13 protein-coding genes are annotated in these 15,010 nt (G+C 61.7%); 8 read left to right on the plus strand and 5 right to left on the minus strand.

Going from position 1 to position 15,010, the window contains the following annotated elements:
* Nucleotides 1-88: 88 nt before the first annotated feature.
* Entirely contained in the window at nt 89-973 is an 885-nt protein-coding gene (locus AC1Q6Y_RS23540; RefSeq protein ID WP_492625255.1) for a serine hydrolase domain-containing protein, read from the minus strand.
* A gap of 317 nt (nt 974-1,290) precedes the next feature.
* Between AC1Q6Y_RS23540 and AC1Q6Y_RS23545 the strand changes: the two genes are divergently transcribed.
* On the plus strand, nt 1,291-2,055 hold the full coding sequence (locus AC1Q6Y_RS23545; RefSeq protein ID WP_492625263.1) for a tetratricopeptide repeat protein: 765 nt from the start codon (nt 1,291-1,293) through the stop codon (nt 2,053-2,055).
* A 14-nt stretch (nt 2,056-2,069) separates the two neighbouring features.
* On the opposite strand, the gene AC1Q6Y_RS23550 is transcribed toward AC1Q6Y_RS23545, so the two are convergent.
* The 4 genes from AC1Q6Y_RS23550 to AC1Q6Y_RS23565 form a co-directional block, all read right to left on the minus strand.
* Entirely contained in the window at nt 2,070-3,242 is a 1,173-nt protein-coding gene (locus AC1Q6Y_RS23550; protein WP_492625256.1) for a helix-turn-helix transcriptional regulator, read from the minus strand.
* A gap of 129 nt (nt 3,243-3,371) precedes the next feature.
* Entirely contained in the window at nt 3,372-5,264 is a 1,893-nt protein-coding gene (cysN, locus tag AC1Q6Y_RS23555) for a sulfate adenylyltransferase subunit CysN (protein ID WP_492625257.1), read from the minus strand.
* Entirely contained in the window at nt 5,264-6,358 is a 1,095-nt protein-coding gene (cysD, locus tag AC1Q6Y_RS23560; RefSeq protein WP_492625258.1) for a sulfate adenylyltransferase subunit CysD, read from the minus strand. The genes cysN and cysD overlap by 1 nt, the downstream gene beginning before the upstream one ends.
* Nucleotides 6,273-6,743, minus strand: a complete 471-nt coding sequence (locus AC1Q6Y_RS23565) for an SRPBCC domain-containing protein (RefSeq protein ID WP_057715274.1) — start codon at nt 6,741-6,743, stop codon at nt 6,273-6,275. The genes cysD and AC1Q6Y_RS23565 overlap by 86 nt, the downstream gene beginning before the upstream one ends.
* A gap of 209 nt (nt 6,744-6,952) precedes the next feature.
* On the opposite strand from AC1Q6Y_RS23565, the gene AC1Q6Y_RS23570 reads away from it, so the two are divergent.
* The 7 genes from AC1Q6Y_RS23570 to AC1Q6Y_RS23600 all read left to right on the plus strand — a co-directional run bounded on the left by AC1Q6Y_RS23570 (nt 6,953) and on the right by AC1Q6Y_RS23600 (nt 14,312).
* Nucleotides 6,953-8,068, plus strand: a complete 1,116-nt coding sequence (locus AC1Q6Y_RS23570) for a DUF1214 domain-containing protein (protein WP_057715273.1) — start codon at nt 6,953-6,955, stop codon at nt 8,066-8,068.
* Nucleotides 8,065-9,234: a sulfotransferase family protein gene (locus tag AC1Q6Y_RS23575; protein WP_492625259.1), complete on the plus strand. Its 1,170-nt coding sequence runs from the start codon at nt 8,065-8,067 to the stop codon at nt 9,232-9,234. The genes AC1Q6Y_RS23570 and AC1Q6Y_RS23575 overlap by 4 nt, the downstream gene beginning before the upstream one ends.
* 32 nt (nt 9,235-9,266) lie before the next feature.
* Nucleotides 9,267-10,055: an SDR family oxidoreductase gene (locus tag AC1Q6Y_RS23580; protein WP_492625260.1), complete on the plus strand. Its 789-nt coding sequence runs from the start codon at nt 9,267-9,269 to the stop codon at nt 10,053-10,055.
* A 12-nt stretch (nt 10,056-10,067) separates the two neighbouring features.
* Nucleotides 10,068-11,036: a DHH family phosphoesterase gene (locus tag AC1Q6Y_RS23585; RefSeq protein ID WP_492625261.1), complete on the plus strand. Its 969-nt coding sequence runs from the start codon at nt 10,068-10,070 to the stop codon at nt 11,034-11,036.
* Between the two features lie 189 nt (nt 11,037-11,225).
* A complete protein-coding gene (locus AC1Q6Y_RS23590) occupies nt 11,226-12,053 on the plus strand; it encodes an ABC transporter substrate-binding protein (RefSeq protein WP_492625264.1) in 828 nt (275 codons plus the stop codon).
* On the plus strand, nt 12,050-12,895 hold the full coding sequence (locus AC1Q6Y_RS23595; protein ID WP_492625262.1) for an amino acid ABC transporter permease: 846 nt from the start codon (nt 12,050-12,052) through the stop codon (nt 12,893-12,895). Before AC1Q6Y_RS23590 ends, AC1Q6Y_RS23595 begins: the two co-directional genes overlap by 4 nt.
* A 34-nt stretch (nt 12,896-12,929) precedes the next feature.
* The gene (locus tag AC1Q6Y_RS23600) at nt 12,930-14,312 is read left to right on the plus strand and encodes an LLM class flavin-dependent oxidoreductase (protein ID WP_492588158.1); all 1,383 of its coding nucleotides are present in this window, start codon (nt 12,930-12,932) and stop codon (nt 14,310-14,312) included.
* Nucleotides 14,313-15,010 lie beyond the last annotated feature (698 nt).

Consider the following 15,010-nt stretch of genomic DNA (forward strand, 5'->3'; position numbering starts at 1 on the left):
TGACGATTTTTGGTTGACTGACTTCCTCAGGGCGTGAAGCGGTCATCCGGCGAATCATGAGGTCGACGCCAAAAGGACTTAGCCGTCGTCAGCCACCGCGCATAACTTGCATCAGCTGTTTCACCGCGATGGCTTCGACGGCACCTTCACTGGCACCCGCTTCAAAAACAGCGCAACAAGCCGATGCGTCGCCGTCGCGGATACGGTAGACAGCAATGACACTGCCTGGCCCGCAGCCTGTGTGCCCGCATAGGGAATGTCCGCCGTCAATCGACCCTTGCATCACACCTAGGCCATAGCCCGGAATGATCCATGGGCGCCCGGGAATCGGGCCGCCCAATGTTCGTGCTGTCTGCATTTCCTGGAGCAAGCCCGTGGAGAGCAGTTCACCGCAGAGGAGTCGATCCAGAAATAGCGCTGCTTGGGAAATTGGGCCGATCAGCAAGCCATGATAGACCCACGCGGGGTCATAATTCGAGGTGCTTCCAAGATGGGTCTTTTGCAAGTCTGCTCGCGTTTTAGCAAAGCGAACGTTCGACAGGCCCAGAGGAGTAAGTGCACGTTGAGTCACCGCATCATCAAGCGTCAGATCAGTTAGCCGTTCAATAAGCCTGCTGATGAGCAAGTAGCCAACATTCGAGTAATGCCAATCGGTTCCGGGATTGCATCGAAGTCGAGCACCGTCAAGGCGTTGCATCATTTCATCTGCCGACCAGGCTGGCTCACTGTTCGTAACAGCGGCGTGGTACTCCGCAAGTTCGCCGTAATCGGCCAGGCCTGCTTCATGCCGCAGTAGCTGGCGTAACGTGAAAGGCTGATCAGAAATCGGGTCGTCCAGTCCGATGAGCCCGTCACGTACCAACGACAGGGCTGTCGCAGCCAGGACTGTTTTCGTAAAACTCCACCAGGGGGCCGTCAGTTCTAACCGGTCAGGCGTTTGTGGCTGACCATTTGATACGAGTGAACTGAGCATTGGCTTCCTTGGAATGTTGAGCGTATCGACAGCTCGACAAGATATCTCATTCACTCTTCTTCGCCAGAGTGAAAAGTCAGCCGTTTGTACTGTCCTGAACGACGGCTCTTGGCCGTTTTGCGCCCTGCGTGAAGAACAGCAACAGATCGTGCCTGGATGTTGGGGGTGGTAAAAAATGGTACTGGTCGCAACGGTCGTTGCAGCAGGAACTTCAGGGTATTGGCCAGGTCAATAGCGGCCCTGTATCGCAAATGCCGAGCAGCGTTGTGGCCTGTTTTACGGCAGTGCCGTTTGAATTCAGTCGAGTCCGCCCCCTGATGCCAACCAAGAGATTTCTGCCGGGCTTCATCCTGGTGTTCTGCGCTGTCCCGTCGCTTTGTTCGGTTGCTGCCGAACGAAGCGCGCCGGCGCAGAGTAACAGCGCATCAACCACCTTGATCGAAACCGCCTCGCGGCAGTATGAAAATGGCCAATTGGACCAGGCCGCCGCTACGCTGGAGCGTGCCCTGCATATCCAGCCGAACAATCCCGCGACGTTGCATTACCTGGGTGTGTTGCGCCTTCAGCAGGGGCAGTACCAGCAGGCTGAAACCCTGGCGGCGCGCTCGAACATACGGGTTGGTCGCAACGTCGAGCTCCGCAACCGCAACTTCCAATTGATCCAGGCGGCGCAGCAGGCCCAGTCTTCGGGTACTCCACCCAACGCAAAAGAGGACTTGGTCGCAGTACAGAAGGGGCTGGAAGAGGAGGCCCAAAGGCGTCGCGAAGCGGAAATGGCCGTTGCTGAGCAATCCACTCCGGACACTGGGAGCGACGCTGGCAACTTGGCTCGCGCAGAGGCAGATCGGGTTCTGGATGCGCCGTCGGTGGGCAGAGCCGGGCCCGAAGGAAAATTACAAATGGCTAATGTCGAGCCAGAGCGGGCGTACGCTGAGGTCGAGATTCCCCGCGGCCATATGCCGCGTCCGGGCAAATGCCGAATCTGGTTTCCTGATCGCCCGGCGGGGCATCAGCCCGCACCCGGCAAATGCAAGAAGCTGCGACATCGGGTTCCCCCGGGGGCCTACCTGGTGCGCGGTTGAGTTTATGCAGACAGCTACCCCAACGACGCCACGCTATTGAGCAAGGTCTTGACCAGTTGCGCCTGGCGCGTGGCGCCAGTCTTGGCGAATACACCGCGCAAGTGAGCGCGCACGGTGTTGCGCGAAACCCCGAGTGCCTCGGCTGTCTCATCGAGGGTCTGGCCGTCCATGACCAGCATGGCCACTTCGGTTTCCGTGCGGGTCAGTTGGAACAGGCTACGCAGCAGGTCACGCGAGGCTTGTGGCGAGTCGGCGGGATCGCGGATGAACACCACCACTGCCGGGCGTTGGGCGCTGTTGTGGGTCTGGTAGTTCATGGCAATCGGGCGCAGCAGCAGGTTCAGCGGCATCTCACCGCTGGGCCGCGACAGGGTCAGGACTTGCAGGTCGTCGAGGCCGCGGGGGCGTTGTTTCAACACGGCCTGGATGGCCTGCTGCAGTGTGCGGTTCTCATGGTTGGCGAAGGCACAGAGCTTGTCGTGCTTGCACTCCAGACCGTCATGGCTGTCGAACAGGCGCTGGGCGGCACGGTTACAGCGCATCATCCGGCCGTTCTCGTCGAGGATGGCCGTGCCCACCATCAGGCGGTCGATGGTTGCCGCGTAGAGCTGGCGTTCGGCATCCAGTTGATCCACCGCCGAGTGCAGGTCCACCGCCTGTTGCAGGTGCGGCAGCAACAGGCGGATCAGGTTGATTTGCGCCGGGGTGAACGCTTCGCTGGCGTGGTCGCGGCAGGCGAACAGTGCGCAGTGCATGCCGGCGGCAGTGCGCATGTTGGCCACCAGCACATCGCGCAGGTCCAGGGGGTGCAGGTAGTTGCGGTAGAAATCATGGGCCAGCCAGGCCTCCGTGCCCAGCACCTGGTCGGCACTGGCCACCTGGTCCGCGGGCCAGTCGAGGAACGGGCAGATCGAATAGAAGTGTTCGCTGTAAGAGGGCTCGCCGGGCAACAGCGCGCCATGCACCGAGGCATTGACGATCAGCCCGGGGCGTTCATGGTCGGGGTTGCGCAGCACCAGGGTGAAGAAGCTGGCGGCGAATCGCTGGCGCAGGGCTTCCAGCAAACTGGCCCAGGGCGTGGGCTCCAGCGTGCCGTGGTAGACCAGCCCGAGCAGGCTGCTGAGCTCGGCAGAGGGGATGTCGATGCTGGCGTGCAGGTCCGGGCAGGTGGAAAAGGGCAGGGTCATGCGCGCCTCTTTGGCTGCGTGTTGTCATGGGCGAGTATCGACCGGGGTCACGGCGGCAAAATCGTCCGTTTGGCCTAGGCACTGACGGGCGCAGCGCATGCCCAAGGGGCAGGCTGCGCCCGGTAGCTCTTACAGCGCCAGCAGGGCTTCGACTATGCGTTCGGCGGCGGCCTCGGCAGACTCGTGCCGGGTGTCGATATGGATATCCGGCGCCACTGGCGGCTGGTAGGGCGAGTCGATGCCGGTGAAGTTCTTCAGCTCACCGCGCCGGGCTTTGAGGTACAGGCCCTTGGGGTCGCGCTGCTCGGCCAGGGCCAGCGGCGCATCGATGAAGATCTCGAGGAAGTTGCCGTCACCGGCCAGGCTGCGGGCCATGTCACGCTCGGCCCGGAACGGCGAGATGAACGAGACCAGGGTGATCAGTCCGGCATCAAGCATCAGCCTGGCCACCTCCGCGACCCGGCGGATGTTTTCCACCCGGTCGGCTTCGGTAAAGCCCAGGTCGCGGTTCAGGCCGTGGCGCACGTTGTCGCCGTCGAGCAGATAGGTGTGCCGGCCCAGGGCATGCAGCTTGCGCTCGACCAGGTTGGCGATGGTCGATTTACCCGCGCCGGACAAACCGGTAAACCACAGCACCCGTGGCGACTGGCCCTTGAGCGCGGCGTGGGCCTCGCGGTTGACGTCGATGGCCTGCCAGTGCACGTTCTGCGCACGACGCAAGGCGAAGTGCAGCATACCGGCACCGACCGTGCGATTGCTCAGGCGGTCGATAACGATAAAGCCCCCGGTATCGCGGTTGTCGGCATAAGCATCGAAGGCGATCGGCCGGTCCAGGTGCAGGTTGCATACGCCAATGCCGTTCAGCTCCAGGGTCTTGGCCGCCAGGTGCTCGAGGCTATTCACATCGACCCGGTGCTTGAGGTTGGCGCAGCTCATGCCGACGGTGCGGCAACCGATCTTCATCAGGTACGGGCGCCCCGGCAGCAGGGGCTGTTCGTCCATCCATACCAGGGTCGCTTCGAACTGGTCGGCCACCGCCGGCGGGGTGTCGGCCAGGGCGATCAGGTCGCCGCGGCTGATATCGATCTCGTCCTTGAGGGTCAGGGTCACGGCCTGGCCGCACAGGGCTTGCTGCTGCTCCCCGGCGCTGCCAAGGATGCCGCTGATCTCGCTCTGCTGGCCCGAGGGCAGCACGCGGATGCGCTCGCCGACGCGCACGCTGCCGGCCACGACGTTGCCGCAATAGCCACGAAAATCCAGGTTCGGCCGGTTCACCCACTGCACCGGCAGACGGAACGCCGCCTGGCTCTGCCGGTCCTGCTCCAGCGGTACGTCTTCAAGGTAGGCAAGCAGGCTCGGGCCCTGGTACCAGGGCGTGTTGGGGCTGGCCTGGAGCATGTTGTCGCCGCGCAGCGCCGACAGCGGGATGCACTGGATATCCTGCAGGCCGATCTGCGCGGCGAAGGCGCGATACTCGGCTTCGATACGCTCGAACAGCGCCTGGGAGTAGTCCACCAGGTCGAGCTTGTTGATCGCCACCACCACCTTGCGGATGCCCAGCAGCGACACCAGGTAACTGTGCCGGCGGGTCTGGGTCAACAAGCCCTGGCGGGCGTCGATGAGGATCACCGCCAGGTCGGCGGTGGACGCGCCGGTGACCATGTTGCGGGTGTACTGTTCGTGGCCGGGGGTGTCGGCGACGATGAACTTGCGCTTGTCGGTGGCAAAGAAGCGATAAGCCACATCGATGGTGATGCCTTGCTCGCGCTCGGCGCTCAGGCCGTCGACCAGCAGGGCGAAATCCAGTTCGTCACCCTGGGTGCCGAGCTTTTTCGAGTCGGCTTCGAGCTGGCCAAGCTGGTCCTCGAACAACACCTTGGATTCATACAGCAGTCGGCCGATCAGGGTGCTCTTGCCGTCGTCGACACTGCCACAGGTGATGAAGCGCAGCAGTTGCTTGTTCTGCTGTTGTTGCAGGTAGGGCGTCAGGTCGCCATTGCGTGCGTCGGTGATTGCGTTCATCAGAAATACCCCTCTTGTTTTTTCTTCTCCATGGAGCCCGCCGAGTCGCTGTCGATCAGGCGGCCCTGGCGTTCCGAGGTGCGGCTGACCAGCATTTCGCCGATGATCGCCGGCAGGTTGTCGGCGTCACTGTCGATGGCGCCGGTCAACGGGTAGCAGCCCAGGGTGCGGAAGCGCACCTTGCGCAGTTCCGGGGTTTCTCCCGGCAGCAGCGGCAGGCGATCGTCGTCGACCATGATCAGCGTGTCGTCACGGCGTACCACCGGGCGCTCCTTGGCGAAGTACAAGGGCACGATGGGGATCTGTTCCAGGTAGATGTATTGCCAGATATCCAGCTCGGTCCAGTTCGACAGCGGGAACACCCGCAGGCTTTCACCCTTGCGCTTGCGTGTGTTGTACAGGTGCCAGAGCTCCGGGCGCTGCTGCTTGGGGTCCCAGCGGTGCTGCTCGGAGCGCAGCGAAAACACCCGCTCCTTGGCCCGCGACTTTTCCTCGTCGCGCCGGGCGCCGCCGAACGCGGCATCGAAACCGTAGTGGTCCAGGGCCTGCTTCAGGCCCTGGGTCTTCCACACATCGGTGTGCAAGGCCGAGCCGTGGATGAAAGGGTCGATGGCCTTTTCCACGCCTTCGGGGTTGATGTGCACCAGCAGTTCCAGGCCCAGGCGTTCGGCGGTCTGGTCGCGAAAGGCGATCATTTCGCGAAACTTCCAGGTGGTGTCCACGTGCAGCAGGGGGAAGGGCGGCTTGCCCGGGGCGAAGGCTTTCATCGCCAGGTGCAGCATGACCGCGCTGTCCTTGCCGATGGAGTAGAGCATCACCGGGTTTTCACACTCGGCCACCACTTCACGGATGATCTGGATGCTTTCCGCTTCCAGCCATTGCAGATGAGTCAACATCGAATACCTCCTCGAGTTCTGCCGGGATTGGCGCCGGCTGAACACCACGGTAGGTAAAGCACCGCCGGCACTTCTTCGTCTGCTTGGACGAAGAGGCGCCGGCAGCTGCAGGTCACGCGACGGACGCGTACAGCGTCTCGACACGGATCTTGAGGGCGTGGGCAACGGCATCGAACCCTTGTTTGACCCAAGCGCCATGATCGGTCATGACCTGGTCGGCGGTGGCGCCGAGGAACTGGTCGGTGGTGTGGTAGCGGCAACTGGCCGCGCCGGTGGGCTCGATGTGCTGCTCGCGACGGGCAGCGTCGGGATTGTCGGCGTTGGCATACATCTCCCAGGCGAGTAACCGGTGGGGTTCGAAGTCAGCCAGGTACTCGATCACGTGCAGCAGTTCACCAGGTCGTCCCGGATCGGGCAGAAACAGATTGACCGGTTCGCCCAGTCGCAAGCTGGACTCGACCTTGACGGTGTAGGGGTTCCACTGCGGATAACGCACCAGGTCGATCAGTACCGACCAGACAAATTCGGCCGGTGCGGCGATGTCCACGGTCACTGAACGGACCAGATTTTTCTCTGCGGTCATGGGTAACTCCTCTGAGGATGACTGCGCGCCACGAACTGCGGCGGGAAGTAAGCCATGGGCTCAGGCGCGATCCTCGCCGCTCACGGCGCACGGCTCCTCGTCCGTGCGGACTAACAGGCGATTTAGTCCGCTTGGACGAAGAATCGGCAAGGGGGTGCTCCCTAAGGTCACTGGCAGCGGCGGACTTTCCGCCAACAGAGGAGACCGACATGGTTACAGACAGGATCGATCAGGAGGTGCTCAGCGGCGAAAGCTGGAACCTCTTCTGCGAGCAACTGCGGCGCAGCGGCGAGCAAATATTGCGCGCCGAGGCTCCGGCCGATGTGCAGACCCGCGCCGAAGGATTTCGCTATCTCACGCGCTTGCTGCGCATTGCACTGGAAATGCACCTGGAATTTGCCGATCCGGACTTCCCGGGCTTCATCACTCCCTCCCATGAAACCGCGAAAATTGGCGCCGACAACCCCGATAATCTGTATAGCTATGCGCGTCTCAACGGCGCGCACGAGTATCGGGTCAGCGGCCAGCGCGGCAGTGTTGCCTACCTCAGTTTCGGTTCCCAGAAGGGGGGCTACGAGACGGATGGCAAGATGATCCAGACCGGTTTTCTCGATGCAGGCATGTTGCAGTCGGATGCCGAAGGCAACTTCGAAATCATCCTCAGCCAGCATCCACCCGGCATCGGTAACTGGCTGCGGCTCGAACCGCAGAGCAATGCCTTGATTGTCCGCCAAACCTTTCTGGACCGTAGCAGCGAGCAGCCGGCGCAACTGCGCATTGAACGCCTCAATGCCCGCCAGACACCCGAACCGCTGAATGCGCCGCGCTTGCAACAAAGCCTGCAGCGGGTGGGAAGTTTCGTCGAGAACACCGCGCGGTTATTCGCCGACTGGGCTCAGGGGTATCAGAAGCACACCAATCAACTGCCCGCCGCCGACCAGGCACTGTGCCAGTCGGTGGGGGGCGACCCGAACATTTTCTATTACCACTCCTACTGGGCTCTGGCTGATGACGAGGCATTGCTGATCGAGGTCGATCAGGTGCCCGACTGCGATTTCTGGAATGTGCAGATCAACAACTACTGGATGGAGTCGCTCGACTACCGCTATCACCGCATCTGTCTGAACAAACAGTCGGCGCGACTGGAGGCGGATGGCCGCTTGCGCATGATCCTCTGCGGTGTTGACCCCGGTCTGGCGAACTGGCTGGAAACTGCCGGCCATCCCCATGGCACCCTCTGCCTGCGATGGGTGGGAGCAAAGCAGCCGGTGCAGCCAACGACTCGCGTGGTCAAACTCAATGATCTGAAGGAGCTTGTGCGATGAGTGCCAATGACTTCGCCCTGGATAGCTTGCTGGCTGAAGCTTGCGCACGTGCGGGCGGCCTCGACGATTTCGGCCCCGGCGATTTTCGCCAGGGCCTGGTGGTGCTGGCTGACGCCCTGGAAAAAGAAGCGCGGCTATCCGTGTCGGGGCGCGGACTGTTGCGTGAGAAACTGTTGGCGCAACTGGTCAACCGTCTGATCATCGAGGATCACTGTCGGCGTTACCCACAAATCCTCGAGCTGGAAATCAACGACCCACTGGTGATCGTCGGCCTGCCACGCACCGGCACCACGCTGCTGCAACGCACCCTGGCGGTGGACCCGCAGTTCAGCAAGGCGCAGTGGTGGGAAACCCGCTACCCGGCGCCTCTCGACGGGGAGACCGTGGAGCAGCCGTTGCAGCGCCTCGGCCGGGCGCGCGCCGAAGTCGCGGCGATGGTCGAGTTCCTTCCGCAACTGCTGGCCATTCACCCACTGGACGCCGAGCAGCCCGACGAAGAGTTCATGCTGATGGAGCACTCGTTCCTCTGCGCCATGGACTCCTACGTCAACGTCCCCAGCTACACCGCCTGGCTCGACCGTCAGGACCAGACCCAGGTCTACCGTTACCTCAAGCGCTCCCTGCAGTTCCTGCAATGGCAGCAGGCGCGCCGTGGCATCGCCCCCGGCCGGCGCTGGTTGCTCAAGAGCCCGCAGCACCTGCATACCCTGGAGCTGTTGTTCGAAGTGTTCCCCGGTGCGCAGGTGGTGCTCACCCATCGCGAACCGGCCAGGACCATTCCCTCGCTGGCCAGCTTCATCCATACCCTGTGGCAGTTGTACAGCGACCAGGCCGATGCCCAAGCCGTCGGCGAACAGTGGAACCGGCGCATGGCGCGGGCCTTGCGCCATGCCATGGCGGTGCGCGAGGGCATGCCGGCCGGGCGCTTTCTCGATGTGCAGTTCGAAGACACCCTGGCCGCGCCTCAGACCGTGGTCGAGCGCATCTATCGCTTCGCCGGCCTTGAATGCACGGCAAAGGTTCAGGCAGAGATGGGCCAATGGTTGTCCGTCAATGGCCGGGAAAAACGCGCTGCCCATCACTACAGCCCTGACCAGTACGGCCTCAGCGATGCGCTGCTGCAGCGTGACTACGCCGAGTACCGCGCCCGGCATCTGAGCGCCTGAGCCTGCCCCATAACAATAAGAGGATTCATCCCATGCTGCTTAAAGACAAAGTCGTGATGGTCTCGGGCGTCGGCCCCGGGCTGGGTATCAAACTGGCCCTGGAGGCCGCGCGCGAAGGGGCGCGGGCCGTGGCCATCGGCGCCCGCGACAAGGGCCGACTGCTTGAGGCGCAACAGCGCATCAAGGCGGTCGCCGGGCATTGCGAAGTGCTGTGCGTGGCCACCGATATCACCGATGTGCAGGCCTGCAATCGTTTCGCCGAAGCCACCCTCGAGCAATTCGGCCGTATCGATGCGCTGATCAACAGCGCCTTTTCCCATGGTGGTTTCCAGGCGGTGGACGAGGCGGACAACGACCCGCTGCGCGAGGCCCTGGAGGTCAACCTGCTGGGCTCGCTGAACATGAGCCGCGCGGTGCTGGCGCCAATGCACGCGCAGGGCGCGGGGGCGATCGTCATGATCAACACCCTGGGTGTGCGCAAACCGTATCAGGGTGGGGCGGCCTATGCCGCGTCGAAAAGCGCCCTGACAGCCAGCGTGCGCTACCTGGCCAGCGAGCAGGCGGCCCACGGTTTGCGGGTCAACGCTCTGGCCTGTGGCTGGATGTGGGGCGAGCCGGTGCAGGCACTGGTACGCCAGAGCGCTGCCGCCCGGGGTGTCAGCGAAGAGCAGGTGCGCGCCGAGTTCAGTGCCGGCATCCCTGGCGGGCGCATGCGCAGCGACGAGGAGTGCGCCCGCGCTGCGTTGTTTCTGGCATCGGACTACGCGAGTGCGATCAATGGTGCGCAACTCGATGCCAACGGCGGCGAAGTCATGTACTGAGGAGCAGGGCAGATGAACACAATCGATCACTGCGCTTTCAACGGCGATGCCGACGGTCTGTGCGCCCTGCAGCAGTTGCGCCTGGCTGGCGAACTGGATCCGCAGGTGCGCCTGGTCAGCGGGGTCAAGCGCGACATCGAGTTGTTGCGCCGGGTCCAGGCCGGGCCCGGCGAGCGGGTCACCGTGCTGGACGTGGCCCACGAGCAGAACCGCGAGGCCACCCGGCGCCTGCTCGACGCCGGCGCCCGGGTACGTTACTTCGACCACCACTTTGCCGGCGAACTGCCGCGGCATCCGGCATTCGAGTCCTTCATCGACACGGCCGCCCAGGTGTGTACCAGCCTGCTGGTCAACACCTACCTGGACGGGCGTCATCACCGCTGGGCGGTGGCCGCCGCCTTTGGTGACGGCCTGGCCGGCCCGGCCCGGGTGCTGGCGACGCAGCATGGCCTGGCCAGCAACGAGGTGCAGGCCCTGGAGGAACTGGGCCTGCTGCTCAACTACAACGCCTATGGCGACAGCCTGTCGGACCTGCACTTCGAGCCGCTGGCGTTGGCCGCCGAGCTGCTGCCTTACCACGACCCGCTGGACTTCATCCGCCACAGCACAAGCTTCACCACCCTGCGCACCGGCCACGCCGCCGACATGGCTGCAGCCGCAGGCCTTGAACCCTGGCACGAGGGCCGTGGCGCGCAGCTGTACCGCCTGCCCGCGCAACCCTGGGCGCGGCGGGTCAGTGGTGTGCTGGCCAACCAGCTGGCGGCCGGTGCGCCACGCAAGGCGATCGGCTTGCTCAGCGCCAGGGCGGATGGCGACTGGGCGTTCAGCCTGCGGGTACCGGAAGAGGCCGGGCTGGCGGCGGATGCCTTCTGCCGGCAGTTTCCAACGGGGGGCGGGCGCAAGCGTGCTGCCGGGATCAACCATCTGGCCGAAGCGCAATTGAAGGAAGTCGCCGCACGCCTGCTCGATTGCTATCGCTGAGCAAAGGGCAACGCCCGGACCGGATCTGTCGGGGTGTTGCTTGCCACCAAGAGTCAGCGGTTCAAGCACCTGAACCGCTTGATCCAATATAGCTTGAACGCAGTCTTATATTCCATAAAGCTAGTACAAACTATTTTTATAGTGCGTTTTAATCTATTCAGTATTTTGAATCGATTGGAGCACTTGTCTGTGAAAACTAAGGCGCTTTTACCGTTTGGCTTGGCATTACTGGCTACCTGCTCGACGGCTTTGGCGGGCGCAACTCTGGATCGCGTAACCAGGAGCGGGGAGCTGACCGGCGTTCTGATGGAAAGCTATCCGCCATTCTCCTTTCTCAATGAACAGAACCAACTGGACGGGTTTGACGTCGATGTCGCCAAGGCCGTTGCGCAACGGCTAGGGGTGAAGCTGAAGCTGCAGACACCGTCTTGGGATGTCATCGCTGCCGGCCGCTGGAACGGACGATATGACATCTGCGTCTGCTCGATGACCCCGAGCAAGGCACGGGCCGAAGTGTTCGACTTTCCGGTGGAGTATTACCAGTCACCGGCCGTGATCGTGGTCAATGCCAAAGACAAGGACAAGGACATTGTCACGGGAAAGGATCTGTCAGGTAAAAAAGTCGGCGTGATCAGTGCGTCGACCTATGAAGCCTATTTGAACAAGGATCTGGTGATTGAGGGCGCCGAGGACAAGCCGTTGAGCTATCCATTCGAAAGCGTCCAGATCGCGCCATACGACAACGAAACGGTAGCTTTCCAGGACCTGGCCTTGGGTACGGGCGTGCGCCTGGATGCCATGGTCACCAACCTCATCACTGCTCGCGAACGCATCGCCCAGGATCCTCGCTTTAAAATTGCCGGCGACACGCTGTATGCAGAGCCCAACGTGGTAGCGATCGAAAAGGGTGATCCGCAATGGAATGCCAAAGTCACTGAGGTCGTGACCCAGCTCAAGGCCGACGGCACATTAAGCAAGATTTCACAGAAGTGGATCGGTGCCGATATCAGCCAATGACAGCCCTCAATCCACACCCGGCCAAGACGGCTGTCGCCCCCGAAACCGAGACGCATCGTTTCAGCCCGCTACCTGGTTTTCGCACTCGCCTGTATTTGACCTGGGCAGTGCTGTTTGGCCTGTGCGTCATGTTTTTCATGAGCTTCGATCTGAAGTTCTCGATCATTGTGCAGAAGCTGCCCAATCTGGTCGGCCTGCATTTGGGGCCTGACGGTTTCTTGCAAGGCGCCGCGCTGACACTGTTCCTGTGCTTGTGTTCGATCTGGCTTTCGTTGCTCCTTGGCTTCGTGACGGCACTGGCGCGCCTGTCTCGCAGTGCAGTGGCCTTCGGCGTTGCCAGTTTCTATGCGTCTTTTTTTCGCGGTACTCCACTGTTGATCCAGATCCTGCTGATCTACCTGGGGCTGCCGCAGTTGGGTGTCGTGCCGGGCGCCATCAGCGCGGGAATCATTGCGCTGTCGCTCAATTACGGTGCCTACCTCAGCGAGATTTTTCGTGCCGGCATCATGGCTGTAGCACCCGGACAGCGCGAAGCGGCGATGGCTCTGGGACTGGGGCCGGCGGCAACGTTCCTGCACATCGTCCTGCCGCAAGCCATGCGCACGATCATTCCCCCGACAACCAGTCAGTTCATTTCAATGCTCAAGGACTCATCGTTGATATCGGTGATGGGGGTCTGGGAAGTGATGTTCCTGGCGCAGTCGTACGGTCGCTCGTCTTACCGCTACATCGAAATGCTCACCACCGCAGCCGTTATCTATTGGCTCCTGTCCATTGGACTGGAGTTGATACAGAACCGTCTTGAACGCCACTACGGCAAAGGTTTCAAGCATCAGCGCTGACCCGTCCGTTTAATGACTTTTTACAGGTACTACGATGTCCGATCCAAAACCTCTGTTGTTTGCGTTATACGAGCAAGCCAGCGTTGGCTGTGGCGGCGCGCCGAGCCTCTGGACGCACCCGGCTGACGAGCGACTGACCATCAACTCGCTGGGCTACTGGTCGAACCTGGCACGCATCGCCGACCAGGCTCATCTCGACATGCTGTTTTTTGGTGATGTGCTGGGTTTCTACGATGTGTTTGGCGGTAATGCCGACGCGGCCATGAAGTGGGCGGTGGAAGCACCGGCCAACGACCCGTTGATGATCATCCCGGCATTGGCCGCCGTGACGGAGAACCTCGCCTTCGGCGTCACTGTCACCACCAGTTACGAACATCCTTTCACCCACGCCCGGCGCTTCAGCACGCTGGACCACCTGACCAATGGCCGGGTCGGCTGGAACATCGTCACCTCCTACCTGACCAGCGCCGCTCGCAACTTCGGCCTGGAGCAGATGATCAAGCACGATGATCGCTATGAACGCGCAGATGAATTTCTCGATGTGGTCTACAAACTCTGGGAAGGCAGCTGGGCAAACGATGCCGTGGTTGCCGACAAGTCTCGCCAGGTCTATGCCAAGGGCGATCGCGTGCGACCGATCAATCATGTTGGCGAGCATTACCGGGTGGCCGGGCCGCATTTGACATCCCCGTCACCGCAACGCACACCCTTGCTGATCCAGGCCGGTTGGTCAGGCCGCGGCCGCGAGTTTGCAGCCAAGCACGCCGAACTGATTTTCATCGCCAAGTCCAACCCGCTGGAGATTCGCCAGGGATTGGAAGATATATGGACGCAGGCCAGGGCATGGGGGCGTCACGCCGGGGATGTCAAATCACTGACGGTACTTCGCATCGTCACGGCCAGGACCGAGATCGAAGCCCAACGCAAATATGACGAACTGCAAAGCAACTATCACTTGCAGGCGCAACTGGTGAGCTATGCCGGTGATACCGGTATCGACATCAGCCGCTACGCGGACAGCGACGCGTTGTCCACTCACACCGAAGGCATGACTTCCTATGTGATGCGTCCTGATGGCAGTGGCAAGCCCTTGACCGCCGGCGATGTCAAACAGCGCTTTGCCAATGTCACCCGGGGCAGTGATCTGATTCTGGTGGGAACACCGCAACAAGTGGCCGATCGAATCGAAGAGCACGCCCGTATTTCCGGCACCAGCGGCTACATGCTCAACCCGCTGATCAGCCCGGGCAGCCTTGAGGACTTCGTTGAACTGATCATTCCTGAACTGCAAAAACGCGGCTTGTATCGTACCCAGCCACAGAGCGGTACTTTCCGTTCGCGGTTACGGGACGATGGCGCCAGCCATTTACCGGACTCTGCTTACGGCGCCTCATTCCGCTTTGATAAAGGTTTTTAGGACGGGACAGTCCTGAAAAAAAAGCGGCTCTCCAGAGGCTAATGCCAGTCAGTCAATCCCGGGACACTGTGGGAGCGAGCTTGCTCGCGAAGAGGCCGGCACATCCAACAGAGATACTGGCTGACCCACCGCTATCGCGAGCAAGCCCGCTCCCACAGTTTTGACTTTCGGTGAACGCCAATCCAGCGGCTGGTCACAATCCCTGTGGGAGCGGGCTTGCCCGCGAAGAGGCCGGCACATTCAACAGCGATATTGGCTGACCCACCGCTATCGCGAGCAAGCTCGCTCCCACAGTTTTGATCTTCAGTGAATGCCAATACTGCGGTTGCTCACAATCTCTGTGGGCGCGGGCTTGCCCGCGAAGAGGCCAGCACATCCAACAAAGATATTGGCTGACCCACCGCTATCGCGAGCAAGCTCGCTCCCACAGTTTTGAACTTCAGTGAACGCTAATCCAACGACCGGCCACCATCCCTGTGGGAGCGGGCTTGCCCGCGAAGAGGCCGGCACATCCAACAAAGATATTGGCTGACCCACCGCTATCGCGAGCAAGCTCGCTTCCGCAGTTTTGATCTTCAGTGAATGCTAATCCTGCGGTTGGCCACCATCCCTGTGGGAGCGGGCTTGAACTGGTCAAGTAATCCCGGACACCGGTTACGGTGTTTATGCCGCTTTTTGCTCCATGGCTATTGGCGACA

This window comes from Pseudomonas sp. GW823-FHT06E10 (genome assembly GCF_058794995.1).